Annotated in this window: 28 protein-coding genes and 2 pseudogenes; 18 read left to right on the forward strand and 12 right to left on the reverse strand. The window is 69.0% G+C overall.

Annotated features, from left to right (window positions below; genetic code table 11):
• Positions 1-181 precede the first annotated feature (181 nt).
• Positions 182-316, reverse strand: a complete 135-nt coding sequence (locus tag MKK88_RS12600; RefSeq protein ID WP_244000144.1) for a hypothetical protein — start codon at positions 314-316, stop codon at positions 182-184.
• Between the two features lie 549 nt (positions 317-865).
• Here MKK88_RS12600 and MKK88_RS12605 point away from each other — a divergent pair.
• Positions 866-1,096 (forward strand): hypothetical protein, encoded by a 231-nt coding sequence (locus MKK88_RS12605; protein ID WP_244000147.1) that lies wholly within the window; start codon positions 866-868, stop codon positions 1,094-1,096.
• 271 nt (positions 1,097-1,367) lie between these two features.
• Positions 1,368-1,529 (forward strand): hypothetical protein, encoded by a 162-nt coding sequence (locus tag MKK88_RS12610; RefSeq protein WP_244000149.1) that lies wholly within the window; start codon positions 1,368-1,370, stop codon positions 1,527-1,529.
• 218 nt (positions 1,530-1,747) lie between these two features.
• On the opposite strand, the gene MKK88_RS12615 is transcribed toward MKK88_RS12610, so the two are convergent.
• Positions 1,748-2,539 carry a L,D-transpeptidase gene (locus tag MKK88_RS12615; protein ID WP_244000150.1) on the reverse strand — a complete coding sequence of 264 codons (792 nt, stop codon included), beginning with the start codon at positions 2,537-2,539 and terminating at the stop codon, positions 1,748-1,750.
• 290 nt (positions 2,540-2,829) lie between these two features.
• On the opposite strand from MKK88_RS12615, the gene MKK88_RS12620 reads away from it, so the two are divergent.
• The 7 genes and pseudogenes from MKK88_RS12620 (at position 2,830) to MKK88_RS12650 (ending at position 8,701) form a co-directional block, all read left to right on the forward strand.
• Positions 2,830-3,546, forward strand: coding sequence for a protein phosphatase CheZ (locus tag MKK88_RS12620; protein WP_244000313.1), 717 nt, complete (start codon positions 2,830-2,832; stop codon positions 3,544-3,546).
• Between the two features lie 80 nt (positions 3,547-3,626).
• The gene (gene uvrC, locus MKK88_RS12625) at positions 3,627-5,693 is read left to right on the forward strand and encodes an excinuclease ABC subunit UvrC (RefSeq protein WP_244000152.1); all 2,067 of its coding nucleotides are present in this window, start codon (positions 3,627-3,629) and stop codon (positions 5,691-5,693) included.
• A gap of 73 nt (positions 5,694-5,766) precedes the next feature.
• Positions 5,767-6,366: a CDP-diacylglycerol--glycerol-3-phosphate 3-phosphatidyltransferase gene (gene pgsA, locus MKK88_RS12630; protein WP_244000316.1), complete on the forward strand. Its 600-nt coding sequence runs from the start codon at positions 5,767-5,769 to the stop codon at positions 6,364-6,366.
• Positions 6,367-6,377: 11 nt separating this feature from the next.
• Positions 6,378-6,629, forward strand: coding sequence for a molybdopterin converting factor subunit 1 (moaD, locus tag MKK88_RS12635; protein WP_244000154.1), 252 nt, complete (start codon positions 6,378-6,380; stop codon positions 6,627-6,629).
• A 223-nt stretch (positions 6,630-6,852) separates the two neighbouring features.
• Complete coding sequence (locus MKK88_RS12640; RefSeq protein ID WP_244000156.1) at positions 6,853-7,083, forward strand: hypothetical protein; 231 nt, start codon at positions 6,853-6,855, stop codon at positions 7,081-7,083.
• A gap of 173 nt (positions 7,084-7,256) precedes the next feature.
• A pseudogene (locus MKK88_RS12645) lies at positions 7,257-8,154 on the forward strand (DMT family transporter).
• Between the two features lie 133 nt (positions 8,155-8,287).
• The gene (locus tag MKK88_RS12650) at positions 8,288-8,701 is read left to right on the forward strand and encodes a flagellar biosynthesis repressor FlbT (RefSeq protein WP_244000158.1); all 414 of its coding nucleotides are present in this window, start codon (positions 8,288-8,290) and stop codon (positions 8,699-8,701) included.
• 14 nt (positions 8,702-8,715) lie between these two features.
• Here MKK88_RS12650 and flaF read toward each other — a convergent pair whose 3' ends face one another.
• Complete coding sequence (flaF, locus tag MKK88_RS12655) at positions 8,716-9,090, reverse strand: flagellar biosynthesis regulator FlaF (protein ID WP_244000160.1); 375 nt, start codon at positions 9,088-9,090, stop codon at positions 8,716-8,718.
• A 167-nt stretch (positions 9,091-9,257) separates the two neighbouring features.
• On the opposite strand from flaF, the gene MKK88_RS12660 reads away from it, so the two are divergent.
• On the forward strand, positions 9,258-9,503 hold the full coding sequence (locus tag MKK88_RS12660) for a hypothetical protein (protein ID WP_244000162.1): 246 nt from the start codon (positions 9,258-9,260) through the stop codon (positions 9,501-9,503).
• Here the strand turns inward: MKK88_RS12660 and MKK88_RS12665 are convergent, their stop codons facing one another.
• The 3 genes from MKK88_RS12665 to MKK88_RS12675 all read right to left on the reverse strand — a co-directional run bounded on the left by MKK88_RS12665 (position 9,504) and on the right by MKK88_RS12675 (position 10,689).
• Entirely contained in the window at positions 9,504-9,641 is a 138-nt protein-coding gene (locus MKK88_RS12665) for a hypothetical protein (RefSeq protein WP_244000164.1), read from the reverse strand.
• Between the two features lie 88 nt (positions 9,642-9,729).
• Positions 9,730-10,053 carry a hypothetical protein gene (locus tag MKK88_RS12670; RefSeq protein WP_244000166.1) on the reverse strand — a complete coding sequence of 108 codons (324 nt, stop codon included), beginning with the start codon at positions 10,051-10,053 and terminating at the stop codon, positions 9,730-9,732.
• Positions 10,054-10,179: 126 nt separating this feature from the next.
• Positions 10,180-10,689, reverse strand: a complete 510-nt coding sequence (locus MKK88_RS12675) for a metallophosphoesterase (RefSeq protein ID WP_244000168.1) — start codon at positions 10,687-10,689, stop codon at positions 10,180-10,182.
• Positions 10,690-10,834: 145 nt separating this feature from the next.
• Between MKK88_RS12675 and MKK88_RS12680 the strand changes: the two genes are divergently transcribed.
• The 6 genes and pseudogenes from MKK88_RS12680 to MKK88_RS12705 all read left to right on the forward strand — a co-directional run bounded on the left by MKK88_RS12680 (position 10,835) and on the right by MKK88_RS12705 (position 18,230).
• Positions 10,835-11,554 carry a cytochrome c biogenesis CcdA family protein gene (locus MKK88_RS12680; RefSeq protein ID WP_244000170.1) on the forward strand — a complete coding sequence of 240 codons (720 nt, stop codon included), beginning with the start codon at positions 10,835-10,837 and terminating at the stop codon, positions 11,552-11,554.
• Positions 11,555-11,595: 41 nt separating this feature from the next.
• Positions 11,596-12,356: pseudogene (gene selD / locus MKK88_RS12685) on the forward strand (selenide, water dikinase SelD); the annotation flags it as partial.
• A gap of 148 nt (positions 12,357-12,504) precedes the next feature.
• Positions 12,505-14,484 (forward strand): glycosyltransferase, encoded by a 1,980-nt coding sequence (locus MKK88_RS12690; RefSeq protein WP_244000172.1) that lies wholly within the window; start codon positions 12,505-12,507, stop codon positions 14,482-14,484.
• A complete protein-coding gene (locus MKK88_RS12695; RefSeq protein WP_244000174.1) occupies positions 14,481-15,593 on the forward strand; it encodes a glycosyltransferase in 1,113 nt (370 codons plus the stop codon). The genes MKK88_RS12690 and MKK88_RS12695 overlap by 4 nt, the downstream gene beginning before the upstream one ends.
• A gap of 365 nt (positions 15,594-15,958) precedes the next feature.
• Entirely contained in the window at positions 15,959-17,344 is a 1,386-nt protein-coding gene (locus MKK88_RS12700; RefSeq protein WP_244000176.1) for a GumC family protein, read from the forward strand.
• A complete protein-coding gene (locus MKK88_RS12705; RefSeq protein WP_244000177.1) occupies positions 17,337-18,230 on the forward strand; it encodes a WecB/TagA/CpsF family glycosyltransferase in 894 nt (297 codons plus the stop codon). The genes MKK88_RS12700 and MKK88_RS12705 overlap by 8 nt, the downstream gene beginning before the upstream one ends.
• Before the next feature lie 56 nt (positions 18,231-18,286).
• On the opposite strand, the gene MKK88_RS12710 is transcribed toward MKK88_RS12705, so the two are convergent.
• The 5 genes from MKK88_RS12710 to MKK88_RS12730 form a co-directional block, all read right to left on the reverse strand.
• A complete protein-coding gene (locus tag MKK88_RS12710; RefSeq protein ID WP_244000179.1) occupies positions 18,287-18,850 on the reverse strand; it encodes an NUDIX domain-containing protein in 564 nt (187 codons plus the stop codon).
• Between the two features lie 39 nt (positions 18,851-18,889).
• Positions 18,890-19,141 carry a sulfurtransferase TusA family protein gene (locus tag MKK88_RS12715; RefSeq protein ID WP_244000181.1) on the reverse strand — a complete coding sequence of 84 codons (252 nt, stop codon included), beginning with the start codon at positions 19,139-19,141 and terminating at the stop codon, positions 18,890-18,892.
• 61 nt (positions 19,142-19,202) lie between these two features.
• The gene (locus MKK88_RS12720) at positions 19,203-19,508 is read right to left on the reverse strand and encodes a hypothetical protein (protein ID WP_244000183.1); all 306 of its coding nucleotides are present in this window, start codon (positions 19,506-19,508) and stop codon (positions 19,203-19,205) included.
• Positions 19,509-19,608: 100 nt separating this feature from the next.
• A complete protein-coding gene (locus MKK88_RS12725) occupies positions 19,609-20,976 on the reverse strand; it encodes a glutamate--cysteine ligase (RefSeq protein ID WP_244000185.1) in 1,368 nt (455 codons plus the stop codon).
• A 292-nt stretch (positions 20,977-21,268) separates the two neighbouring features.
• Positions 21,269-22,021: a 16S rRNA (uracil(1498)-N(3))-methyltransferase gene (locus MKK88_RS12730; RefSeq protein WP_244000187.1), complete on the reverse strand. Its 753-nt coding sequence runs from the start codon at positions 22,019-22,021 to the stop codon at positions 21,269-21,271.
• A gap of 220 nt (positions 22,022-22,241) precedes the next feature.
• On the opposite strand from MKK88_RS12730, the gene MKK88_RS12735 reads away from it, so the two are divergent.
• Complete coding sequence (locus MKK88_RS12735) at positions 22,242-22,721, forward strand: hypothetical protein (RefSeq protein WP_244000189.1); 480 nt, start codon at positions 22,242-22,244, stop codon at positions 22,719-22,721.
• 184 nt (positions 22,722-22,905) lie between these two features.
• The gene (ubiA, locus tag MKK88_RS12740; RefSeq protein WP_244000191.1) at positions 22,906-23,868 is read left to right on the forward strand and encodes a 4-hydroxybenzoate octaprenyltransferase; all 963 of its coding nucleotides are present in this window, start codon (positions 22,906-22,908) and stop codon (positions 23,866-23,868) included.
• Positions 23,869-23,882: 14 nt separating this feature from the next.
• Here ubiA and MKK88_RS12745 read toward each other — a convergent pair whose 3' ends face one another.
• The gene (locus MKK88_RS12745) at positions 23,883-24,338 is read right to left on the reverse strand and encodes a DUF6101 family protein (RefSeq protein WP_244000193.1); all 456 of its coding nucleotides are present in this window, start codon (positions 24,336-24,338) and stop codon (positions 23,883-23,885) included.
• Positions 24,339-24,522: the final 184 nt, after the last annotated feature.

Genomic DNA, 24,522 nt, shown 5'->3' on the forward strand with positions numbered 1-24,522 from the left:
TCCGTGCCGGGAGATGCGGCGGCGAGCGCGGGGTCGTTGGTCCTCCTCATCGCTCTCCGCCGCCGAAGAGCAGCCGTCCGGCTGACCTTCGCATCTCCAGCCTGATCAAACTGGCCGCTCGATCGGCAGCACCCTGGGAGCCCCCGCTTCTGGGGTGTTTTCTTGTTTTAAAATCTTACATTCAGGCGATCGCCCTGTCGGACAGGACGCGTCCGGCGATGTCGCGGTCTGACAGATCGGCGGCAGGGACCACCGCGTCGTCCCCGATGGTGACCATGTGGGCCTTCAGCGCATTGCGGAGGCCGCGGGCGATCATAATAGCCTGCGCCGGCGTGAGGTTCCGGCAAGAACAGGGGCTGCTCGCCGCAGGCGTGGGCGTCTGCGGCTATCTCCACTCCGACCATGGTACCGAGGACGGCCGCTAGCGGACGCAAAGCCGTTGCTCCCCGCGCGATCCGCACCGAGGAGCAGCACAAGAAGTGCACGGGCCCGGCCACCTCGTCACGGCGTTGTGCAACGACCGGCTGCTGCAGCTCGCGCTGATCTGTTTGCACGTCCGGATGAGCATCTGCGGTGTCGTCGATCGACCGACGCCGGTGGCGCAGCTTCTCGGGCAAAGGGTCGACCTGGGAGTCGGATGCATCTCGGCGATCCCGTGGGTCTGCGCACTCACCGTGACAGACTGGCTCCGCCGCTGGGCCGCGGCCTTCGGCGATGGCGCGGCTAAGCGACCGCCATCCGCGCCATCGCCGGACTCGGCGTCGCGGCTTCGGTGGCGACATCCTCGGTGTTATGGTTGGCGGCCCTGTGTGGGACGAGCTGTCCCTTCACACCAAGGGGGCGCCCCCACCGCATCGCCCAGGAAATGGCCTTCGTCGGGGGCAAGCTGTCGATCCGGCACCGCCTCGCCGAGGAGGCCGTGAAAAGACGCCCGGCTTGGCTCGGGGACGGGCGCAACAAGGTCAGCGACGATCTCGGGCTCATGTACGATTGCTGGATGAGTTCAGACCTCAAGGACGCCATCAAGTTCGCCCGGAAGGCACATGAATACGGGCCCAACCGGGTGAAGGAGCGCCTCTCGCCCGACGATAGCTGAGGCTATGCTCAGCTTCACCGCAGCCTTTTGAAAGGGATGCTCGTCACCGCCGGCGCGCACGAGGCGGCTCGCTTGAGCTTCCGCATGGTGCTGCAGATCAGACGCTCCGACATCGTCCAACCCGTCGTGAATTGGTGTCGCGCCGTCACGGACCTGATCAAGGCCCCATGGCTCGCCGATACCCACGGCTCTCATGGTTCCGCGCAGATCCGCCGTCTACAGCGACCAGTGCGTCATGGCCCGGCATGACAGTCCGTTTACCGAGATCGTCATGACGACGTTGAATGCCGACGCAGTACGGCCGGCCTTCACGCCGCGGCTCTCCAACGAACCCGTGCCGGTGAATGGCTGCATGGCAGCTTCTGCCCTCGACAGGCCGGGCTTCGGCGTGGTCCTGAATCCGGAGGTGGCGCGTCACCGGAAAGTTGGCTGAGTTTGGTGAAAACCGGGTCGGGGCCACCTTACGGAGTTGAAGTCCCCTGTCTGCGATCCCTCAAGTGGCCGGAGTGGCAATTCGCGTCTGTAATGGCTCGTGGGCACCTGTTTCCACGTCGCGACGTTTCGGATCGCGCCGCACAAATGCAGCCGGAGGGGGGTCCAGGCGCCCCCCCCCCCCCTCTTCGACCGACAAAAAAACCGCTTACGCGCGCGTCACAGCACCTCGACGCGTGTCCCGACAGGAACGCGCTCATAGAGATCGACGACGTCGTCGTTCATCATTCGGATGCAGCCCGACGAGACCGATTGGCCGATCGTGCCCGGTTCGTTGGTTCCGTGGATCCGATACAGCGAGGAGCCGAGATAGAGCGCACGGGCGCCGAGCGGATTGGCCGGCCCGCCCGCCATGTGGCGCGGCAGGTCGGGACGGCGGGCCAGCATCTCGGCCGGCGGCGTCCAGTCCGGCCACTCGGCCTTGCGGCTGACGGTTTTCAGACCACTCCAGGCGAAGCCCGGTCGGCCGACCCCGATGCCGTAGCGCAGCGCGCGCTGGCCGGGCTGCACGAGGTAGAGGTGCTTGCCTGTGGTGTCGATGACGATGGTTCCGGGCCTCTGCCGTCCGGTGAACACCACCTCCTGACGCTGATACTCGGCCGCCACCGTGCGGGTGATGCGGCCGGGATCGGCTTGAGCAGCGCCATAGGCGGCCTGCACTGCGCCATAGGGTTGGGCCGGCGCCGCGTAGACCGGCGCGGGGTCCGGCTCGGCCGGGAGCAATTCACCCGTATAGGCCTCGACGCGCTGCGGCGTCCTCATGCGCTGGGGCTCCGGGGCGCGCTGCGGCCAGCTGCGGCCGTCGCGTCCGGCGTTGCCGGTGACCAGATATTCGATCAGGCCGCCGCCATAGCCACCCTCGCTGTAGCGCGCCTGCTGCGCCTGTGCGGGTCCGCTGCCAAGCGCGACAACGGTCGCCGCCCAGAGACACAGTCCGATTGAACCCCGCATCGCAACCCGCTCCCGAACCGGGATGTCGGACCCCGGCGCTGGAACGATCGCGCCGATTTCCACCGAATCGGGTGAACGAACGTGGTGAATCTTGTCCCTCGGACCGTCCCTCCCCTGCCGGGGGCTGACACCGTGAATCCGCGGTAAAGTGTCCGCGCTGCCGCTCTGGCAAAAATCCCCATCGAACGGGTGTCCCCTGGACGGCCTCGGGCGAGCTTGGCAGTCACAGTCCGTCAACCGATATGTTAGACACTCGCGAACAGGCTCCCCGAACGTCGACGTCCCGGATGATGACTCAGAAGCGCTACCGCATCGAAGACAGCCTCGGGCTTCCCGCAGCAGCGCCGCCCTCGGCCGTTCCCGCCTCGAGTGAGCGCCTGGAGGAGATTTTTTCCGCCATCCAGGATCTGCGCCGCATCACGCAGATGAGTGCCAGCGAGACGATCGAGGCGTGCCGGCGCGACCTGCACGAGGCGCTGGCCATGCGCACCGAGCTCGACGTGATGAAGGAAGCCATCACCCGCACCAAGTCGGAGCTGGCGACCCTCCACCGCACCGAGTACACCGGTAAGGGCATGCGCCGGGCCGCCGACGAACTCGACGCCGTGGTCGATTCGACCGAGCGGGCCACGACGCAGCTGCTCGGCGCGGTCGAGGAGATCGAGACCCATGCCGGCATGCTCAACGCGGCGACGCTGCCGCCGGGCATGAAGCAGCACGTCGACGTGATCCTCGAACGGGTGATCTCAGCCTACGAGGCCTGCAATTTCCAGGACCTGACCGGCCAGCGGATCAACAAGATCGTCGGCGTGATGAAGTTCATCGAGGAGCACCTCGACCGGCTCATCGACACGTGGTCTGAGCTGGACAGCTTCAAGGAGCTGATCTCCGTGATGCCATCGGCGCCGAGTTCGTTGGACGACGAGAGCAGCCTGCTCAACGGACCGAAGCTCGACCACGATATCGGCCACGTCGACCAGAGCGACATCGACTCGCTGTTCGACTGATTCGGCGTCCGCCGGGCGACGGGCCAAATTTATTCGCCGCCCCCGTCCCCCTCGGGGGCGGGAAGGCTTAAATCTGTCGGATGAGCCGCAGAGCCCTTTCAGACCTGCCCCCCGATACGTTCGACGACGGCCGCGACGCCGAGCGGGAGGAACCCGCCGACGAGACCGAGGCCCCGCTGCCGGAGGACACGGCGGCCGAGATCGACTTCGACTTCGAGCCGGGTGCCGTCGAGGCCGGCACCGAAGTGATCCGCCGCTTCTGGTCGACCCTGCCGCTCTCGCCCGGCGTGTACCGGATGTTCGACCATCGCGGCGACGTCCTCTATGTCGGCAAGGCCAAGAACCTGAAGGCCCGAGTCGGTTCCTATGCGCGGGGCCAAGCGCATTCGAATCGCATCGCCCGGATGATCTCGCAGACGGCGGCGATGGAGTTCGTCACCACCGCGACCGAGACCGAGGCGCTGCTGCTCGAAGCCAACCTGATCAAGCAGCTGAAGCCCCGCTTCAACGTTCTGATGCGGGACGACAAGTCGTTCCCCTACATCCTGGTCACCGCCGACGGCCCTGCCCCGCAGATCGTCAAGCATCGCGGCGCCCGGCGCCGGAAGGGCAATTATTACGGGCCCTTCGCCAGCGTCTGGGCCGTCAACCGGACGGTGAACGCCCTGCAGCGCGCCTTCCTGCTGCGCACCTGCACCGACAGCTACTACGAGAACCGCACCCGGCCCTGCCTGCTCTACCAGATCAAGCGCTGCTCCGGCCCCTGCACGGGCGAGATCGCCCAGGAGGATTATGCCGCCATGGCGGACTCGGCCCGGGCGTTCCTCGCCGGCAAGTCCAACGCGGTGAAGGATCGGATGCGGGCCGAGATGCAGGAGGCTTCAGAGGCCCTGGAATTCGAACGCGCCGCCCGCTACCGGGACCGGATCGCCGCGCTCTCGGCGATCCAGGGGGTGCAGGGCGTCAACACCCAGGGCGTTGAGGAGGCCGACGTGTTCGCCCTCGACGACCAGGCTGGCCAGTTCTGCATCGAGGTGTTCTTCTTCCGGAACTTCCAGAACTGGGGCAACCGGGCCTACTTCCCCAAGGCAGATCGGACCATGACGGCCGACGAGGTGCTGGGCTCGTTCATCGGCCAATTCTACGACGACAAACCGGCACCCCGCACGGTCCTGACCAGCCACGCGATCGAGGACGCCGAACTCGTGGCCGCGGCCCTGTCGAGCCGGGTCGATTACCGCGTCGAGATCCACCGGCCGATCCGGGGCGAGCGCAAGAATCTCGTCGACTACGCGCAGCGCAACGCCAAGGAGGCCCTCGCCCGGCGGCTTGCCGACACCGCCTCCCAGGGCAAGCTACTGACGGCCCTGGGCCAGGCCTTCGGCATGGAGAAAGCGCCTCGCCGGATCGAGGTCTACGACAACTCGCACATCATGGGCACGAACGCGGTCGGCGGGATGATCGTCGCCGGCCCCACGGGCTTCATGAAGACGCATTACCGCACGTTCAACATCAAGTCCGAGGAGCTCACCCCGGGGGACGATTACGGCATGATGCGCGAGGTGCTGCAACGCCGCTTCAAGCGGCTGGTGAAGGAGGCGCCGCGCACCGCCCGGGAGGCCGAAGTTGCCGCCGCGGAGGGCGGTGCGCCCGAGCCCGTTCCAGCCCCTCCTGAGGAGAGTGAAGCCTTCCCGGCCTGGCCCGACCTCGTGCTGATCGACGGCGGCAAGGGCCAGCTCGACGCCGCACGGGCCGCCCTTGATGCGGTCGGCGTGACGGACGTGCCCCTGGTCGGTGTCGCCAAGGGTCGGGACCGGGATGCCGGACGCGAGACCTTTTTCGTCCCCGGCCGGCCACCCTTTAAGCTTCCGCCGCGCGACCCAACGCTCTACTTCGTGCAGCGACTCCGCGACGAGGCCCACCGCTTCGCCATCGGGAGCCACCGGGCCAAGCGCAAGCGAGAGATGGTGAAGAATCCCCTGGACGAGATCGCCGGCATCGGCCCGAGCCGCAAGCGCGCGCTGCTGCACCATTTCGGAACCGTCAAGGCGATCGAGCGCGCGGCTTTCGAGGACCTGGCCAAGACGCCGGGCGTGAACGCAGCCACCGCGCGGGCGGTCTACGACTTCTTCCATGCCGGCGCCTGAGACCCCCGCCGCCGTGCCTGAGCCGGACACTGAGGCGTTGACGCCCGCGCCGCGCTCTGATTTCACCGCGGCGATGAACGCCGTCCTTCCCCGACGACGGTCGCCGGCCTGGACGCTCGCGAACTGCCTGACTTACGGGCGCCTCGTCGCGGTGCCGGTGATGGTCGCGCTGCTGTTCTGGCCTGAATCCCACACCGCCCGGTGGACGGCGCTGGGGGTATTCGTGGCGGCCGCGATCACAGACTACCTGGACGGGTATGTCGCACGTACATACCACCAGAGTTCGGCGCTCGGCCGGATGCTCGATCCGATCGCCGACAAGCTCCTGGTCTCGGCTTGCCTGCTGATGCTGGCGGCCGACCATACGATCGTGGGCTCCAGCGTCTGGGCCGCGATCGTGATCCTGTGCCGCGAGGTGCTGGTCTCTGGCCTGCGGGAATATCTGGCGGAGCTGAAGGTCGGCGTGCCGGTGAGCAAGATCGCGAAATGGAAGACGACCGTTCAGCTCGTGGCCCTGGGCTTCCTCGTGGCGGGGCCAGCTGGCGAGACGGTGTTGCCGGGGACGGAGCAAATCGGCATCGCGCTGCTGTGGCTCGCCGCCGCGCTCACGATCTGGACCGGCTGGGACTATATGCGGGCTGGGATCAAGCACGTCATCGACGACCCGCGCTGAGATGTGATCCGATGAAGCTCGTCTATTTTGCCTGGGTCCGCGAGCGGATCGGCCGGCCCGAGGAGGAGCTGACGCCGCCGGCGGCGGTCGCCACCGTGGCCGATCTGGTGACGTGGCTTCGCGGTCGCGGTGAGGAATACATCCACGCCTTCGAGAATCCCGGCGTGGTGCGCGCCGCCATCGACCGGGTCCATGCCAAGCCGGATGCGACGATCACGGGCGCCCGGGAAATCGCCTTTTTCCCGCCGATGACGGGCGGCTGAAACGGGTCATCGGCCGCGGCGCAGGTAGTTTCCGCGGACTTGCGCCGGGCCCCGCGCCGGCCTCAATGGAGCCGTCGCTCCGGCTGTCCCTCATGCCGAACGGCGCGCGGACCGAGCCAAGTTGTTTACGGGTTCGGTCCGTCCCAGGGCTGCCTGAATAGGCGGAACGCTTAAGCTGCGATTGCCGTTACTCGGTGCCGAATTTCGGTACTGGAGTTTCAGAATGCGCACTGCACTGCTCGCCACCGCCGCTCTATTGAGCGTCTGCGCCTCTGCGCAGGCTCAGACCACCGTCATCGAGCGCGACCGGCCCGCCGTCGTCGTCGACCGCCCGGCCTCCGAGTCGAAGTCGGTCACCGTCCATGATCATGGCGATGGCTGCGTCACCAAGACGGTGCGCAAGGAGAACGACATGGGCGACTCCAAGACGGTGAAGAAAGAATCCTGCGACTGAGCCACGGCACGGCGCCGGCGCGGATCCCGCCCGGCGCCGGGATCGGGAACGCCGTTGAGGACCACCCCTCGGTGGCCAATCCCGAGGGGTTCCGTCGCGAGGATTCGAGAACAGGAAGAACGTTGCACCTCCGATCGGCCGGGTCTCAGCTCCGATCCGATCGGAGATTCGCCATGGCCGCGACCGAAACACCCCGGATGACGGCTTCCGAATGGGCCATGCTCGTCGGCCTCTCGATCCTCTGGAGCGGCTCGTTCTTCGTCACCCACGTGGCGCTCGCCGCCCTGCCGCCCTTCACCCTGGTGGCCCTGCGAGTCGGGCTCGCGGCCGTCGCGCTCAATCTAGTCCTGGCGGCGCGCGGAGCCGACTTTTCGCGCGGCCGTTCGGTCTTGGCAGCCTTCCTGGGCATGGGCTGTCTGAACAACGCCGTGCCGTTCAGCCTCATCGTCTGGGGCCAGACGCAGATCGCCTTGGGACTTGCGGCGATCCTCAACGCCACGACGCCGCTTTTCACCGTCGTGATGGCTCATCTCACGATCGTGGACGAGCCGCGCTGTCGTATGCCGGCGCCAGCATCTTCGGCCGGTGTTTCCGGCTGATGGCCATTCCGCCGCTGACGGTGGCGACCGGGCAGGTCACCGCATCCACGCTGCCGATCCTGCCCATCGCGCTGGTGGTCGACGAACCCTGGACCCTGCCGATACCCGGCCCGACCGTGTGGTGCGCCGTGCTCGGCGCCGCGCTGCTCTCGACGGCGCTCGCCTACCTCGTGTTCTTCCGAATCCCGGCGACGGCGGGTGCGACCAATATCGCCCTCGTCACCTTCCTGATCCCGGTCTCGGCGTCCTTGTCCTGGGCGAGCGCCTCGATCCCCGACACGTCATCGGCATAGCTCTGATTGCCGGAGGGCTCGCGGCGATCGACGGGCGTATCCTCAGGTTCCAGAACCGGCTCACTGGCCGACGCGCAGGTACCTCACGCGGAGTCCGGGTCCCGTTTCGACGACCCGACCGACGCCGGCCAGCCTCCGACAGGGCGCGGCCGAGCGCATCGAAATTTGCGAAACATTAACGGTTGGCCAATCAGAACGGCTCTTCCCCCGAGCCGGTCCCACGAGGGAGAGGCCTCAAGCCATTGCTTCGACGCGCCCCCGCCGGGTTCCGAGCGTCTTCGGCGGGCAGCGCTCCAGAAAGGACAGCGCGCGATGCCCCTGCGTCTGGAACTCAAGCCCTACGAGCGGCTGATCATCAACGGCGCCCTGCTGCGCAACGGGGAGCGTCGCTCGACCTTCTTGGTCGAGACGCAGTGCAAGTTCCTGCGCGAGAGCGAGATCATCACGGAGAGCGAGGCCGATACCGCCTGCAAGCAGCTCCACCTGACGCTGACGGTGATCTACTTGGCGGATGATCCGGCGCAGGGAATCGACCTGTTCTTCCGCCAAGCCACCGACCTGATCCGGCACGTCCCGGCGGCCGCGCCGCAGGTCGCGGCCATCGCCGAACGGGTTGAGGCCGGCGAATTCTATCGGGCGCTCAAGCTGAGTCGCAAACTGGTTGAGTGGGAGACCGCGGAGCGGATGCCCGAGACCGGACACCCGGCGACCGCGGAGGCACCGTAGAAGCCGCGTTCCGCTCAGCCGGGATTGCCCTGCAGACCGGCGGCGACGTGGTTGTTGATCGAGACCAGCGTGGCGATCTTTTCCGGCGTCGGCGCGATCATCGTATCGAGGCAGCTCTGCAGCACGAACGCGCCGAGACGCCCGACACCCTGCTTCACGTCGGCGGGAAGCGGGTTCTGATCGGCGGTGGCCTCCGCGCTCAGCAGGGTCCAGACGCGCTGGTTGTACGTCAACGCCTCGTTGATGGGGCGCGCGCTCTCGCCCGCCACGAGCGCTTGGCTCGCGCCGATCAGGCGTTGCGCAGCCTTGAGCAGGAGTTGAGATTCAGCTTCGCGGGGCGTCAGCGTGCTGTGGGCGGTTCTGGCGTAAGCATTGGCAGCGGTGTTCATCGGCGGTGCGGACCCCGGCATCAATCCTGCCGGCAGGGCAGGCTTGCCCATAGCTGTCGCAGATCAGGAGTTAAGACTGCGTGTGCGTCGGGTCGGCCATGATAACGCCGGGTTGGACAACGACCACGCAGTATGGCCTCAGGTGCCGGCCCCGGATCGCGTCGACGATGTTGAATTTCTTTCTCGGAACCGTGGCCGGCGCTCTCATCGCCGGCGTGTTGACCATCGCGGCGGCGCGGCAACCGGAAGTTCAAGCGCGCCTGGGCCTGAAACCGGTCTTGCCGCCCATGGCCCTCGCCGCAGCGCCCAAGATGCCGGAGCCCGATTGCGGCCGGCGTCCGGAGGCGGCACCAAAGGGCGCAGCCCAGGAAATCCTGTTCAACCGCCAGCGGTTCTGGTCGGTCTCGCCGTGATCACAGCGCGCCGATCAGCACCAGCAGCATCGTCGTCGCGACGGTGGTGCTGACGAAGCCGCACAGGGCGGCGGCGAAGGACGGACCGGTCCGGACAACGGAGGTCTCGAGATCGGTCGACAGGGTCACGGGGGTCATCGGCGCAAAACCTTGAGGGCGACACGCGTCGCGCATGACGGGACGTTGCTGCGAGAGCGGGCAGATCGAGGTGCGGTGGCGCACCCGGTCAGTCGCAGCGGTTGATTTTCTTGGCGATCCGCAGGCCGCGCAGTTCGCTTCGCAGGTCGATCGCCAGGACTCCCTCGCCGCATCGTTCGAATGCGTCGCGGGCATCGTCGTAGCGGTCGCCGACTTCGTCGAGCGTGTCGCAGACGCGGTCGTGGTTGCCGAGCCGCGCTTCCTGGCGTGCCTGGAAGCGCAGGGCATTGGCCTCATCGACCTTGCGCTGGGCCTCCAGGCAGGCTGGCAGAGCCAGGGCCGAGGAGGTCAGGGCGAGGCTGGCCAGCAGGCCGGCGAGGCAGCGAAGCAGAGTAGCCGAACTGGCTCTCACGGGTACACTCACGCACATGTTGCAGGGCAAGCCGCACGGGCGCTGCCGGGTTTCCCGGGGCAGCGCAGGACCGCCCCTTCTCTGTGGGCAAAAACGGTGAAGCTGTGGTGAAGGTTCCGGCCGAAATCAGCGCTTCCCCCGCAAGCGGGACGTGAGGATTGCGGGGAGCGCGACCGGCGCCGGGCCCATCGGATCGACCCCGACATCATATTGCTTGGGCAGCGGCTTCAGCTTGCCGTGGCTGTGCCCATGGAGGTTGAGCGCGCCTTTGCTCATGCCGTTCCACGTGCGGAAGGCGTAGTGGCAGAGCACCACCATCCGGCCCTCGACGGGGAATTCCGCGTAATGGCTTACCGAAGCCCAGCCGGGTGCCGACAACGTGTCGGGACCATCGTTGTTGCCGACGATCAGGTGCTTCTCACCGTTGAGGCCATCGAGGATCTCGCGGATCCGAGCACCGTTCGGGCCAAGGGCGAAATCCCCGAGGTGCCAGACGGTGTCGCCGGGTGACACGGTGTCGTTCCAGGCCGCGATCAAGCCAGCATCGTGGCTGTCGAGGTCTGGATAGGGCCTGTGGTCGAAGCGCAGGGCGCGGGAATCGCCGAAATGCGTGTCGCCCGTAAAGAAGATGGTCACCGTTCGGCTCCGCTGCCGCCCGAACGCGAAGCGCCAAGCCTACGGCGGAGTTCCCGCGAAACCGTGACGCGCGCGCCCGTGGACGGCGCATCCGGTGCCGGCAAAGCCCGTCGCCAACCATCACGATCCTCGGAGGACCTGGGCGATGCTCGGGACGGTGACTTTCGCGTTCCTGGCCGGGCTCCTGTCGGTGCTGTCGCCCTGCGTGCTGCCGCTCGTGCCGATCGTTCTCAGCACGGCGGCGGCGGAGCATCGGCTTGGACCGCTGGCGCTGGCGGCGGGGCTTGCGATCGCCTTCACGGTCATCGGTCTGTTCGTTGCAACCATGGGTTTCGCGATCGGCCTGGAGGACGACGTGTTCCGGGCCGCCGGCGCGATCCTGATGGTTGGCGTTGGGATCGTGCTGATTCTCCCGCGGCTCCAGGCCGGGGTCGCGATCGCGGCAAGTCCGGTGGGGGCCTGGGTTGAGGAGCGCTTCGGCGGCGACGGCCCGAAGGGCCTCACCGGCCAGTTCGCCGTGGGCCTGCTCCTCGGCGCTGCCTGGAGCCCCTGCGTCAGCCCGACCCTCGGCGCGGCCTCGCTGATGGCGGCGCGCGGCGAGCATCTCGGCAGCGTCGCCCTAACGATGCTGGCCTTTGGGATCGGCGCCGCCTTGCCGCTGACGCTGCTGGGCTTCGCCTCCCGGGAGGCGCTGATGCGCTGGCGGGGCGGGATCGCGGCGGCCGGCCGGACCGCGAAGGCCGGTTTGGGCGCTCTGCTGATCGTATTCGGCCTGCTGGTGCTGAGCGGGCTCGACAAGCGCGCGGGGTCCGCCATCGTGGTGGCCTCACCGGACTGGCTCAATCCGGTGACGACGCGCTACTGACGGGATCCCGTGCCATCCGGACCGGAGACCCGTCACGACCGATGCCCGACCGGTCGAGCCTCGCCCATAGTGGCGGCTGCGTCTGCAAGCTCGGTCCGGCGGTCCTTCGGCAGCTTCTGGCGTCGCAGCCAGCTGCCGGCCCGTTCGAGCGGCGGCTCGTCGCGAACGAGACCTCGGACGATGCCGCGGTCTGGGAACTCGACGACTGCACCTGCGTGATCGCCACGACGGACTTCTTCATCCCGGAGGTGAACGATCCGGTCGATTTCGGGTGCATCGCGACGACGAACGCCATCTCCGACGTCGACGCCATGGGCGGCCGGCCGATCCTGGCGCTCGCCATCCTCGGCATGCGGCTCGGCAAGATTGATCCCGAGGTGGTGGCCCGGATCCTCCGGGGCGGCGCCGAAATCTGCGTCGAAGCCGGCATTCCGGTGGCGGGCGGACACGCGATCGGCACGCCCGAGCCGATCGACGGGCTCGCGGTGATCGGCACCTGCCGCCGGGAGGCGGTGTGACGCAACGCCGACGCGCTGGCCAGCGACGCCGTCATCCTGACCAGGCGCTGGGGGTCGACGTCGACTCGGCGGCGATCAAGCACGAAGGGCTGGACGCCGCCGGCTACCGCGACGGCGCCGCCACCACCCTGCTGTACCGGATCGATCCTGAGCTGGCCGCGGAGCCCGCCGTGCATGCGCTCACCGACGTTGCCGGCTTCGGCATCCTCTGCCTCGAACTCGCCCGGGGCGCCGGACTGACCCTCCGGCTCGAGACCGACGCCCTGCCTCTGCTGCCGCAGGCGGCGGCCCGGATCGGCCGGATGAAGGCGGGCCCTGCGCGGATCCGCGTGGGCGGCTGACGGATGGATCGGGGCGGAACCGCGAGAGGCAATCTTCAGCTTTCGCGTCCAGGGTGCAGTTGCACACGATGCCCGAGCCGCCCGAGCCGCCTTGTCCCCCGTCCCAGACCCATCGCCGCCTGCCCATGGCATCGCCGGCTGGCCATTCGGCACGACCGACACCGGTCTAGCCCGGCCCGTCTCGCTGCCGGATGGGCGGCCCTGGCCCCGGATCCGCATCGTCACCGTGGTCCGATCCGATGCGGGGCTCGGCGCGACTATCGCATCGGTCCTGCGCCAGAACTATCCCGAGTTGCGCCATGACATCGTGGCGCCCGCCGACGGGTTATCGTCTGTCGCGCGGATCCTGGCGGATCCGGGCCTCGACCTGCTGCTCCAGCTTGACGCCGGCGATCTCCTCGCCCCCGGCGCGCTGATCGCCCTGGCGCTGGAAGCGGAGCTGACGGGGGCCGCCGCGGTGGCGGGCCTGCGCGTCCTGTTCGATACGACGGTTCTGTGCCTCGATGGCCCCGCCTCCACGGCGGATCCGAGGGATCGCACGTTCCCCGGCGGGGCGATCCTGTGGGCGCTGAAACGCCTCGGTTCGGGCATCCCCCGCGATGTCGACGGGATGCTGGACGCAGGGGCGGCGTGGTCGGCGATCCCGGAGGAGGGACGCCGGACCATCGGCCGGCCGGTACTCTTGCACCGGACCATGTCGAACCCGGCGCCGTCGCCGGGTCTGTCCATCGTCTCCCTCACCGGGCTCGGCACGCAGGGCGGGGCCGGCGTGGCGCAGCGGCGCCTCGCCGGGGCGCTTGCCCTCGCGGGCCATCGGATGACCCCGGTCACGCTGAGCGACCGCCCCGAGGCGGCCGAGTGGACCGATGCCTTCCCGCAGGCCGAGGCGGCGATTGCGGCCGCAGCCCCCGACCTCGTCCTGGCCGGCAACCTGCACGGCGCGACCCGCAGCCTCGACGTGATCGACCGCCTCTGCCGGCGTGGCCCGGTCGCCCTCGTGCTGCACGACCTGTTTCCGCTGACCGGCCGGTGCTGCCATCCGCGGGATTGCGGCCGCGCCGCCATCGGCTGCGACGCCGCCTGTCCGGGTCCCGACGAGTACCCGCAGCTGGCCCCCCGCCGGATCGCCGGGATGCACGCGCGCAAACGCGCGACCCTATCCGGTCCCGCGGGTCCCTGGCTGCTCGCCAATTCCGACTGGACGCTGGCACGCGCCCGGGACCTTGCGCCCCCCGGCACCGCAGCGGATTCGATTCGGCTCGCCTTCCCGACCGCCGTGTTCCGCCCGGGCGACCGCGCGGCTTTGCGCCGCCGGTTGGAGCTCCCGGCCAACGACGTGCTGATCCTGATCTCCGCCGTGATCGTCGACGGTCCCGACAAGGGGTTTGACGATCTGCGGGCCGCCCTCCACGCCGTCGCGCGGCCGGGCGTGGGCGTCGTGGCGATCGGCCGGCTCGACGATCCCGCAAGGCTCGGAATTGCCAACCTGTTCGCGCCTGGGCTGATCGCCGACGAGGACACGCTGGCTGCGTGGTACGGCGCCTGCGATCTCCACGTCACCGCGAGCCGCCACGAGACCCTCGGGCAGACGCCGATCGAGGCGGGCCTGTGCGGCGTGCCGACCCTGGCCTACCGCACATCCGGCTTGACCTCCTCGGTGATCGACGGCGTGTCGGGCCGCCTCGTGCCCGTAAGGCCCGGCGCCCTCGCGGAGGCCCTCATCGAGCTGGTCGCCGATCCGGTGACGCGCGCCCGCCTCGGCGCCTTCGCGCGAATCGCCTTGGAAAGCCGCTTCAGCCCGGCCGCCGCCGCCCTCTCGCTGGACGCCGTCTTCCGGCGGCATGGCCTCCGGGCTGCGGCGGCACGGCCGCGCTTCGATCCCGCGATACTCGGCCACTTCCCGTTCGCGGCCGTACGGATGGCCGGTGCGATCGGGACCGTGCCGACAGCCTCGCGACCCCTCGTGCGGCGTCTGCGGCAGGCCAAGCAGAAGGTACTCGGGCGTCGGATGCCCCTCCTCGTGCGCCGCTGCCTCTACCTCGCGGGGCGCCTTCGCCGGAGCCTCGCGTGACATCGCGCCCCGATACACCCGCCGGGCGAATCCGGCAGATCTATCTCGATCAGACCCATCTGCGCGGCCACGTCACCGGGATCGAGCGGGTGACCCTCGACCTGTTCGCCCCGGATAAACTCGAACCGCATGCGGTGCGGGCGATCACCAGCGGATCGCTCCCCGGGATGATCGCGGCACAGCACCTCGCCCTGCCCCTGCGCGCGTTGCGCGATCGCGATGCGTTGTTCCTGTTCCCGGGGTTCCCACCGGGCCCGCTCTGCGCCCTGGCGGCCGAGCGCTGCCTGCTCTACGTGCACGACACCTTCCTGCTCACCCGGCCGGAGGATTTGAGCCTGCGCAGCCGGCTCTACATGAGCCCGAGCTTCGCGATGGCTCTGCGGTGGTGCCCGAACTTGTTCGTCAACAGTCGGACCACCGGCGAAGCCGTGCGCGCGGTCTGCGCACCCGGAGCCCGGGTCGCCCTGCTGCGGCCGCCCGTGCGCGACGCGTTCGGCCTCGGCGATCTGCCGGGGCCAGCGCCCTACGGGCCGGGCGACACGCTGCGCATCCTCGCCATCGGGACCATCGAACCGCGGAAAAACTACCCGGCCGCCCTCGCCCTGACCGTGGCCTTGATCCGGGCCGGCGTACCGGCGGAACTGCACCTCGTCGGCCGCGTCGGCTGGGGCCGGCACGCGTTCCTGGACGATCCGCCGCCCTTCCTGCATCGGCACGGCTACCGGTCGGACGCCGACCTGCGCAGCCTGGCGGCGTCGTGCCATATGCTGCTTTCGACCTCGAAGGCGGAGGGGCTCGGCCTGCCGCTGCTGGAGGTCCAGCACGGCGGCCTGCCGGTGGTGGCGCCGGACGATCCGGTGTTCCGCGAAGTGCTCGGCCGATCCGGTCTGCTGATCCGACCAGGGGAGCCGGACGCGGCCGCACGCGAACTGGCGGCATGGCTCTCCGCAGACACTCTGGCTCGTGCGGCCGTCGCGAGCCGGGACAACGTGTCTCGCTGGAACGCCGCGGCGGCCGAAGACGGTATCCGGTTCCGCCGCTTCCTGGCGGGCGACCCGAACGCGTACGGCCACCCGGACACGATCGTGTCAGCGCCGCCCCATCCCTGAGTGCTGTACGTAGTCTGCGACCGGGCCACGACTTTTCTCGCCTTAAAGTGGTGACAGTTGCCGATCTCCCTAGACCGAACATCTGCGGGTCGTCAGTCGCGGAGGTCGGCTCAAGGCGAGAGTACTTTGGCGGTACGCCGATTGCTGACATATCCTCCAAGACACTGCCCACGGCGGGGACCTGTTTCGAATCGGCACGAAGCTGGTCAAAACGGGAACTGGCGACGGGGACGGTGGGCGATTGATCCGTCCCAGAAAGTCAGGGAGCGAGGCGTATGTTCGACTTCTCGACACGAATAAGTGGTGAGCAACCCGTCCGGATTGTACTTCCGGAGGTCACGCCCCGAAACGACCCCAAAGTCATCTTGCGGCGGCTGTGGCGCGGCCGCAGCTTCATCGCGCTGAGCACCCTGTTCATGGTCGCGGTCGCCGTGGCGGTGCTCGGTCTGATCCCGCCACGCTACACCTCAAGCATCCAGATCCTCGTCGATCCGAGCGACCTGCGGGTCGTGGAGAACGACGTGAACGCCCGCCAGCCCCAGGCCGATAGCGGTGTCTCGATCGCCGAGAGCCAAGTGCGGGTGATCCAGTCCGACAACGTCCTGCGCCGCGTGATCGCGCGGCTGCACCTCGATCAGGACGACGAGTTCGTGCTGCCGGACGGCAACAACGCGACGGTCAACTGGATCAAGGGCGCGCTCGGCATGCTGCCCCCGCCCGGAAGCCGGAACCCGATCAACATCGCCCTCGACACGCTCCAGAACCGACTCAGCGTCCGCCGGGCCGAGCGGACCTTCGTGATCGACGTCTCCGTGCAGTCCCGCGATCCCGAAAAGGCCGCGCAGATCGCCAATGCCATCGGCGACGCTTATTTCGCAGAGGAAGGCGCGGCCCGGACCGACACGGCCCGCCGCGCCTCGGACGCCCTGGCCGGGCGCCTCGCCAGCTTGAAGCGGGATGTCGAACAGGCGGAGGGCGCGGTCGTGCGCTACCGCGAGGATCACAAGCTCGTGGCCTCGAGCGGGCGGCTGCTCACCGACCAGCAGCTCGGCGACCTGAACCAGCAGCTCGTCACCGCATCGATCAAGACCGCGGAGGCGAAGGCGCGGCTCGATCAGGCGCGCAAGATGCGCTCCTCGGATCCGAGCACGGCCCTGCCCGAGATGCTGCAGTCCCTGGAGATGCAGGCGCTGCGTCAGCAATACGCCACGCTCTCCCGCAACACCGCCGAGCTCGCGACCCGACTCGGCGAGCGCCACCCGGCCATGGCCGAGCAATATGCCCAGCAACGCGACCTTCAGCGCCTGATCCAACGGGAGAAGGAGCGGATCATCGACACGACCCAGAAGGATTACGACCGGGCGGCCGCCAGCGAGGCGGCGATCCGGGCCAATCTCGACCGGGTCAAGACCGAGACCGTTTCCAGCGATCGGGCCTATGTCGGCCTGCGGGAGCTGGAGCGGACGCTCGAAGCCCGCCGGGGGGTCTACGAGGCCTATCTGAAGCGGGCCCGCGAGGCGAGCGAGCAGGAGCGGCTCAACACCACCAACGTGCGGATCATCTCGGCCGCCACGCCGGCCCGGCAGAGGACATTCCCACCCTCGCCGAAGATCGTCCTGCCGCTCGCCCTGGTGCTCGGCCTGCTGCTCGGTGGTGGCATCGCCCTGGCTCTCGGTGCCGACAGCGACCGTCGCCGTTCGCAGCGGGCCGCCGTTCGTCCGGGCGCAAGCTTCCGAGCCGCCGATGCGTGATCTCGGGCAGATCCGACTCGACCTGAAAGCGGCAGATCCGCTTCCCCGGGAGGTGCGCCCCGTCCGGTTGCCCACCCCCCTGCTCCCTGGCTCCGCCCTGCCAGGCGCGACCGTCGAGCTGTTCGGCCTGCGCTTCAGCACCGGCAGCGCCGAATCCATCGTGGCGGCAGTGGCGGCCCGGCGGGACGAGGGGCTCCGGATGATCGTGACGGCGAATGTCGATCATATCGTGCAGCTCAGCGCCGACGCGGCCTTCCGGGGCGCCTACGACCGCGCGGCCGCCCGGACCCTCGACGGGATGCCCTTGGTCTGGCTGGCGCGGGCGGTCTGCCGCCGGCCGGTCCATCGGGTCACGGGCCACGACCTCCTGGCCTGCGTGCTGGCCGACCCGCCCCCCTTTGCCCGGCGGATCTTCCTGGTTTCGGCCCGCCCGGACGCAGCCGATGCGCTGACGGCCCGGCTGCGTGCCGAGGGCCTGCCGGAGGGGGCTGTGGCGAGCGCCGTCCCGCCCTTCGGCTTCGAGACCGATCGGGACTACAGTCGGGCCCTGGCGGAACGGATCCGCGCGCACGGAACGACCCTGCTGGTGATGGGCGTAGGGGCGCCGAAATCCGAGGTCTGGATCGACCGGCACCGGTCCGCGCTGGGCGACCCGGTGGTGTTCTGCGTCGGCGACGCCTTGAACGTGGCGGCGGGCTACCTGATGCGGGCGCCGGGCCTGATGCAGCGCCTCGGCCTCGAATGGATCTTCCGGTTCCTGCAGGCACCGCGACGGCTGTTCCGCCGCTACTTCATCAAGTCCTGGCGCTTCCTCGGCATCGTCGCCCGGGGGCGGCTGGTGGATGAGGGGGGGACTGGAAGGGACCCGTCTCGTCACGGGGCCTGAATACGGGCTCCGGAACGCGTGTTCACCTCTGCGCGCCGGGGCGAGCCGCGGGCGCGTCAGAACAGATCGGGGCGCCGCAGTTGCAGCGCGTACAGGAGGACGAGCGACTTCATGTCGTTGAGCCGCCCGTCGCGGCCCATCGCGGCCAGTTCCCGCAGCGGGAGTTCGTGGACTGTCAGCGCCTCGCCCTCCGCAGCCAAGCCGCCGCCGGTGCCGGTACGGTCGGCCGCCCCATAGGCGGCCAGGAACAGGTCCATCCGCTCGGTGGAAATCCCCGGCATCGACCATGCGCCGGCCACGAAGTCGAGCTGGCCCAAACGCAGGCCCGTCTCTTCCATGGCTTCGCGCCTGGCTTCGTCCTCAGCCGCCCCCTCGTCGAGCAGGCCCGCCGGAACCTCCATGTGGGTCGGCGGACCGTCGCAATAGAGGATCGGTGCCCGGAACTGCGAGACCAGGGTGGCGACCCGCCGATCCGGATCGTAGGGCAGGACCGCGACCGCCCGGCCGTGATCCTCGATCTCCCGCGTGATGCGGGTCCCGTCCGCCTGGATGACCTCGGCCACGAGGTAGCGGGCCCAGCCGTCGTGCACGAGGCGCACGCCCCCGATCCGTGGTGCCATGCCGGTCCCATCCCACCCCTGGAAACCGTGACAGATCGTTCAGGAATGCGGCGGCATCGCGGAACGCGCGATGCGGAAGCGCAGGCGATCACCGTGCCGTTCCGCCAGGTCCAGACGCGCCCCCTCCTCGCGCACGAGGTTGGGGATGTCGATCAGCGCCAGCGGGTCGGTGCAGGTGACCACCAGGGACTGGCCGGCGGCGAGCCGGCGCAAGGCCTTGCGGGTTCGTAGCACCGGCAGCGGGCATTTCAGGCCGCTGAGATCGAGAACGACGTCGTCCGGTTCATCCACGCAGCGAGCTCCCCTGCCGGGTGGCTCTTACCGGATGAGGGAGCCGGCGGGCCAGCGGCCCTTACCATTCGGGATGACTGAAGGCTGGGCCGTCATACCAATCCGGATCCGACCATGCGTAGCGCGGCCCGTAATAACCGTACTCGAAGCCGTGCGAGCGGGTCGGCGCGAAAGAGTATCCGTACCCGAATGGCACCGGGTACTGGTATTCGCCATAATAGCTGTAGAAGGGCGGCCGGGTCGGCCCAGGTACGCGCCGCCCGAGATCCGCCTGCGACCGGTATTGCGCCGGATCCGCGGCAAAGCCGATACTGGCGCTACAGACCAGAACGGCCGCTCCTGCGAGAGCGGCGGTGAAACGCGACATGAAACGGACTCCTGTGCACGGCGCGGGTGCTTCGGAATTCTTCCATAGCATGACCGTACACTGAGTCGCGCGCGCGCTGAGACCGTCCGTCAGCGGCGTCTCAAAAGATGCATTCCGCGAAGGCGGCACGCACGCAGGAGCCCCAACGCCCCTCGTAGTCGGCGAGCAGATCATCGGCCCGGGTCCGACCGGCCGCCACGATGGCTTCGAGCGGCTGGAGGAAGACGGTCTCATCCCGCCCTTCGGCATCGCGGCGACCACGGGCGCGCAGCCCGTAACGGGCGATGGCCAGGGCCTCGGCGGCGACCGCACCGAGGGTCGTGTTCGCCACCGGGGTCGCGAGGCCAAGCCGGGGCGCGGTGGCCCGGGCGGCCTCACGGTTCGCCGAGTTCCAGCCCTTCACGAGGTCCAGTGCGGCGTCGAGGGCTGATTCGTCGTAGAGCAGCCCAGTCCAGAAGGCGGCCTGCGCGGCGATCATCCCGGGATCACCGACATCCGCCCCGCGCATCTCCAGAAAGCGCTTGAGCCGCACCTCGGGAAAGGCGGTCGAGGCGTGGTTCGCCCAATCCGCCACCGTCGCGTACTCGCCCGGAAGCTGCGGCAACGTCCCGGCCATCAGGTCGCGGAACGAGGCGCCCGACACGTCATGATAGATGTCTCCGCGCTTGACGAAATACATCGGCATGTCGAGCAGCCAGTCGACATAGGCCTCGTAGCCGAACCCGGCCTCGAACGCGAAGGGCAGCATGCCGGTGCGGTCGCCGTCGGTGTCGCGCCAGATCTCGGAGCGGCGGGACAGGAAGCCGTTCGGCCGTCCGTCGGTGAACGGCGAATTGGCGAAGAGCGCGGTCGCCACCGGCTGCAGCGCGAGGGACGCGCGCATCTTGCGCACCATGTCGGCCTCGGAGGCGAAATCGAGGTTCACCTGCACGGTGGCGGTGCGCAGCATCATGTCGAGGCCGAGGGAGCCGACCTTCGGCATGTAGGAGGCCATGATCTTGTAGCGGCTCTTGGGCATCACCGGGGTCTCGTCCCGGCGCCATTTCGGGCTCATGCCCAGCGTCAGGAAGCCAATGCCCAGGGGGTCGGCCACACGCTTCGTGGCCGCGAGATGGGTCGCGAGTTCGGACGCCGTGGCGTGGACGTCCGGCAGCGCGGCCCCGGAGAGCTCGAACTGGCCACCGGGCTCGATCGAGATCGCTCCACCTTCCTCCGCAGCCAGGCCGATGATGTTGCCGAGGTCGAGGATCGGCTCCCAGCCGGTCTCCCGGGCGAGCCCCTCCAGCAGGGCCTTGATGCCCCGCTCCCCATCATACGGTACGGGCGCCCGGCTCTCCCGGTAAAAGGGAATCTTCTCGTGCTCGGTCCCGATGGCGAACCGCGCGCGCGGCTTCTCGCCCGCCGCGAACCATTCGATCAGTTCGGCACGCGAGGTGAGCGGCGTGCTGTCGTTGCTGTCGCGCGCCATGCGCTACCCGTCCGTGCGTCTGACCTGAGCCTGGAATGAACGCGCCGGGTTGATCCAGCGGGTCCGTCCGGTTCCCCCCTCTCGCGAACGGGGTCCGGGCGGACACCCGCCCCCGACCCCGCCGAGCGCGCGGCGCAGGCGGCGTCCGTTCACGCACATAGTCGAGCCGCCCAAAACCCACAACGCGGCGCCGTGGACTGACGCGGGTCGGCACGTCCGATCTCCGGAAACAATCGGCCGCCATCGCACCCCGATGTGCGCGGGCACACATCAAAGGCCGCGGGTCACCACGTTACCGCGCGTCGCCGAGTACGGCCTGGACCAGGGTGAGGACGGCGACCGCGGCGGTGTCGGCCCGCAGGATCCGCGGACCCAGGGAGAGCGCGACCGTATTCGGCCGGGCCCGGATCGAAGCCCGCTCCTCCTCGGAGAAGCCCCCCTCCGGCCCGACCAGCACGGCGAGCGGCGGCGGCGCCTGCGGATCGGCCGCGCCTGCCAGCGCCCGGACCGGATCGCACACCGGCGCATCCTCGTCGCAGAACACGAGGAGCCGTGCCGGATCGAAGCCCGCGAGAACCACGGGGAGCCGTTCGGGCGCCGGGCAATCGGGGATCGCCAGGATGCCGCACTGCTCGGCGGCCTCGACGGCGTTGGCCCGCAGCCGGTCCATGTTGACCCGGTCACCCTGCGTGTAACGGGTGATCACCGGGCGGATCGTGCCGGCCCCCATCTCAACCGCCTTCTGGGCGAGGTAGTCGAGGCGCGCGCTCTTCAGTGGAGCGAACAGGTACTGCAGATCGGCGGCCGCGGGCTGCGGGCGGGTCTGTGCGGCGACGTGCAGATCGGCGCCCTTACGCCCGGTCTGGACCAGATGGGCACGCCACTCCCCGTCTCGGCCATTGAAGACCAGCACCGGATCGTCCGGCCCCCGACGCAGAACGTTCAGGAGATAGTTCGCCTGCGCCCGATCGAGTGGCAGGCGCGTGCCCTCGGCGAGGTCGGCCGCGACGTAGAGGCGCGGAGCGGTGAAATCGTAGGCCGGCATGCCGGCGTGGTCGCAAGGCGGGTCCAGCCTGTCAACGCGCCGTCGCCCCGCGAAAGTGTTGCCAAAGGGTTACGACCGCGGCTTTTCGGCTTCCGAGACACAGAGGTCTTGAAGAGCCGGTTTGTCGCTCGATTGACGCCACATTCCTATGGCGAACCCAACAATACGGAATTGGGCCGGCCGTGCGCGGATTCGGCAGGGGCGTCGAGGGAGTTGCGGGATGGTGAAGGGGAGCTTGAGCCTGGGAGCCGCGGTGCTGGTCGGCACCGTGTTGTTCGGAACGGCGGCCTCCGCGCAGGGTGCGGCGCCGGAATGCGGCACCATCCAGAAGACCCTGGCCGAGCGCAAGGCGCTGGTCGGCAAGGCCAACGCGGCCTCGCAGTCGAAGAAGAAGATGACCCCGCAGGAGGCTTGCGCGCTGTTCGGACGGCTTCAGGCCAACGGTGCCGAGGGCTTGAAGTGGATCACCGCCAACAAGGAATGGTGCTCGATCCCCGATTCCTTCGCCGAGGGTTTCAAGGCCGACCACATGAAGGTCAGCGGCATCCGCACCAAGATCTGCAGCGTCGCCGCTCAGGCGACCAAGATGGAGGCGCAGGCCCGCGCCCAGGCTCAAGCCCAAGCCAGCGGCCAGGGCGGCGGCCTGCTCGGCGGCCCGGGTCTGACCGGCAGCTTCAAGCTGCCGCAGGGCGCGCTGTAAGGACCGCGCGCTCCAGCGGCGTCGACGCCGCCCCGACAGAGGAGCAGGCGTCGCCCCGGGGATTTAAAGCCACGGCCGATTGCAACGCGATCGGCCGTGGCCCTATGGGATTGCGGATTCAACGCGGATCCTTCCTCCGCTGCGGAGAAAGGATCGCCATGCGGGACGACCGGAGACCCGGCCGATGAGCGCGCAGCCAACGGGCGGAACCGTGAGGCAGGATCCACGTCCGGCCGATGCGGTGGCCGGCCACTGGGTCGAGCGACTCGCGCCACGATCCTGGCGCCCCTATCTCCGCCTCGCGCGGATCGACCGGCCGGTGGGCTGGTGGCTGCTTCTGCTCCCCTGCTGGTGGTCGGCGGCACTGGCCGCGATCGCGGCGGACCAAGCCTTCCCCGATCCCTGGCACTGCCTGCTGTTCCTGGTCGGCGCGGTGGCGATGCGCGGGGCGGGTTCGACCTACAACGACCTTGCCGACCGCGACCTCGACGCGCAGGTCGAGCGCACCCGCCTGCGCCCCCTGCCCTCGGGGCAGATCCGGCCGCGCCATGCCGCCCTGTTCCTCGTGGTCCAGGCCCTGGTGGGCTTTGCGGTGCTGCTGCAATTCAACGAGCAGGCAATCTTGGTCGGGCTCTGCTCCCTGCTGCCGGTTGCGATCTACCCGTTCATGAAGCGTGTCATGCCCCTGCCGCAGGGGGTGCTCGGTCTGGCCTTCGCCTGGGGCGCGCTGATGGGCTGGGCGGCGGTCTTCGCACGCCTCGATGCGGCGCCGCTGCTGCTCTACGCGGGCGCGTGGTTCTGGGTGGTCGGGTACGACACGGTCTACGCCGTCCAAGACATCGAGGATGACGAGATGGCCGGGATTCGCTCCTCCGCCCGCCTGTTCGGCCGGCATGTGCGGGGGGCGGTCGGCCTGTGCTACGCGCTGGCGACCCTGCTGGTAGCCCTGGCGGCGTGGCGGGCTGGGGCGGGCCCCGTGGGATACCTGGGGGTGGCGGCCTTCGCCGGGCACCTCGCTTGGCAGGTTCTGTCGCTGCGGGAGCGTGATGGGCGCGGAGCGCTGACCCTGTTCCGCTCGAACCGCGATGCCGGCCTGATCCTGTTCGTCGGCCTCACCGCCGACGCGCTGCTGCGCAACCTTCCTTAAGTCGGCCGACGCGATCAGGTCCGGGCGATGATTTCGTTCTCACCCCGGTGAATCTGCGGGCGTGCCGGCAGGCGGCCGGTCTTGCGGCGGGCCAGGAAGCGCGGGCGGCGACCACCCAGCCCCGCATGCCGGCGCCGGATCCGCACGCGGCCGAGGATCAGCCGGCCAATCTGCTCATTGACCGGCATGAGCACACCGTCCTCCCGGACGATCATGCGCACCAGCCCGGCCCGCGCCGCGATGTCGCGCCAGACGGCGACCACATCGTCTTCATCGAAGCTGCCGAGCCGGTGGAGCTCTTCGCCCTCGGCATCGACCAGGATCAGGCTGAACCGGTCGGCCCCGGCCATCTCGGCCTCCTCGGCGGCGTAGGCCAGCGCGATCCCGGCGGCGCGACGTGCGCCCGGGAGCCGGCCGATCACCGGGAGCGGCGAAACCGTGAGGTGGAGCGGGCCCTCGGCACCCTGCATGCAATGTCCTGCGTGACGTTCGTCCGTGAGCGGGGAAGTGTTCATCGGTCCGAGTCCCTGGGGCAAGTGGTGGCCCCTGTCGGGCCGTCCGTTATGCCAAGCAAAATCGCACCCGAACTCCTCCGCACCGCTTAAGAGCCGTCGTTAAGCGAATCTGGACAGGCCTGTCATTTGCGGAATGCTC

Origin of the sequence: Methylobacterium sp. E-005, assembly GCF_022829725.1 — a bacterium.
Lineage (GTDB): Bacteria > Pseudomonadota > Alphaproteobacteria > Rhizobiales > Beijerinckiaceae > Methylobacterium.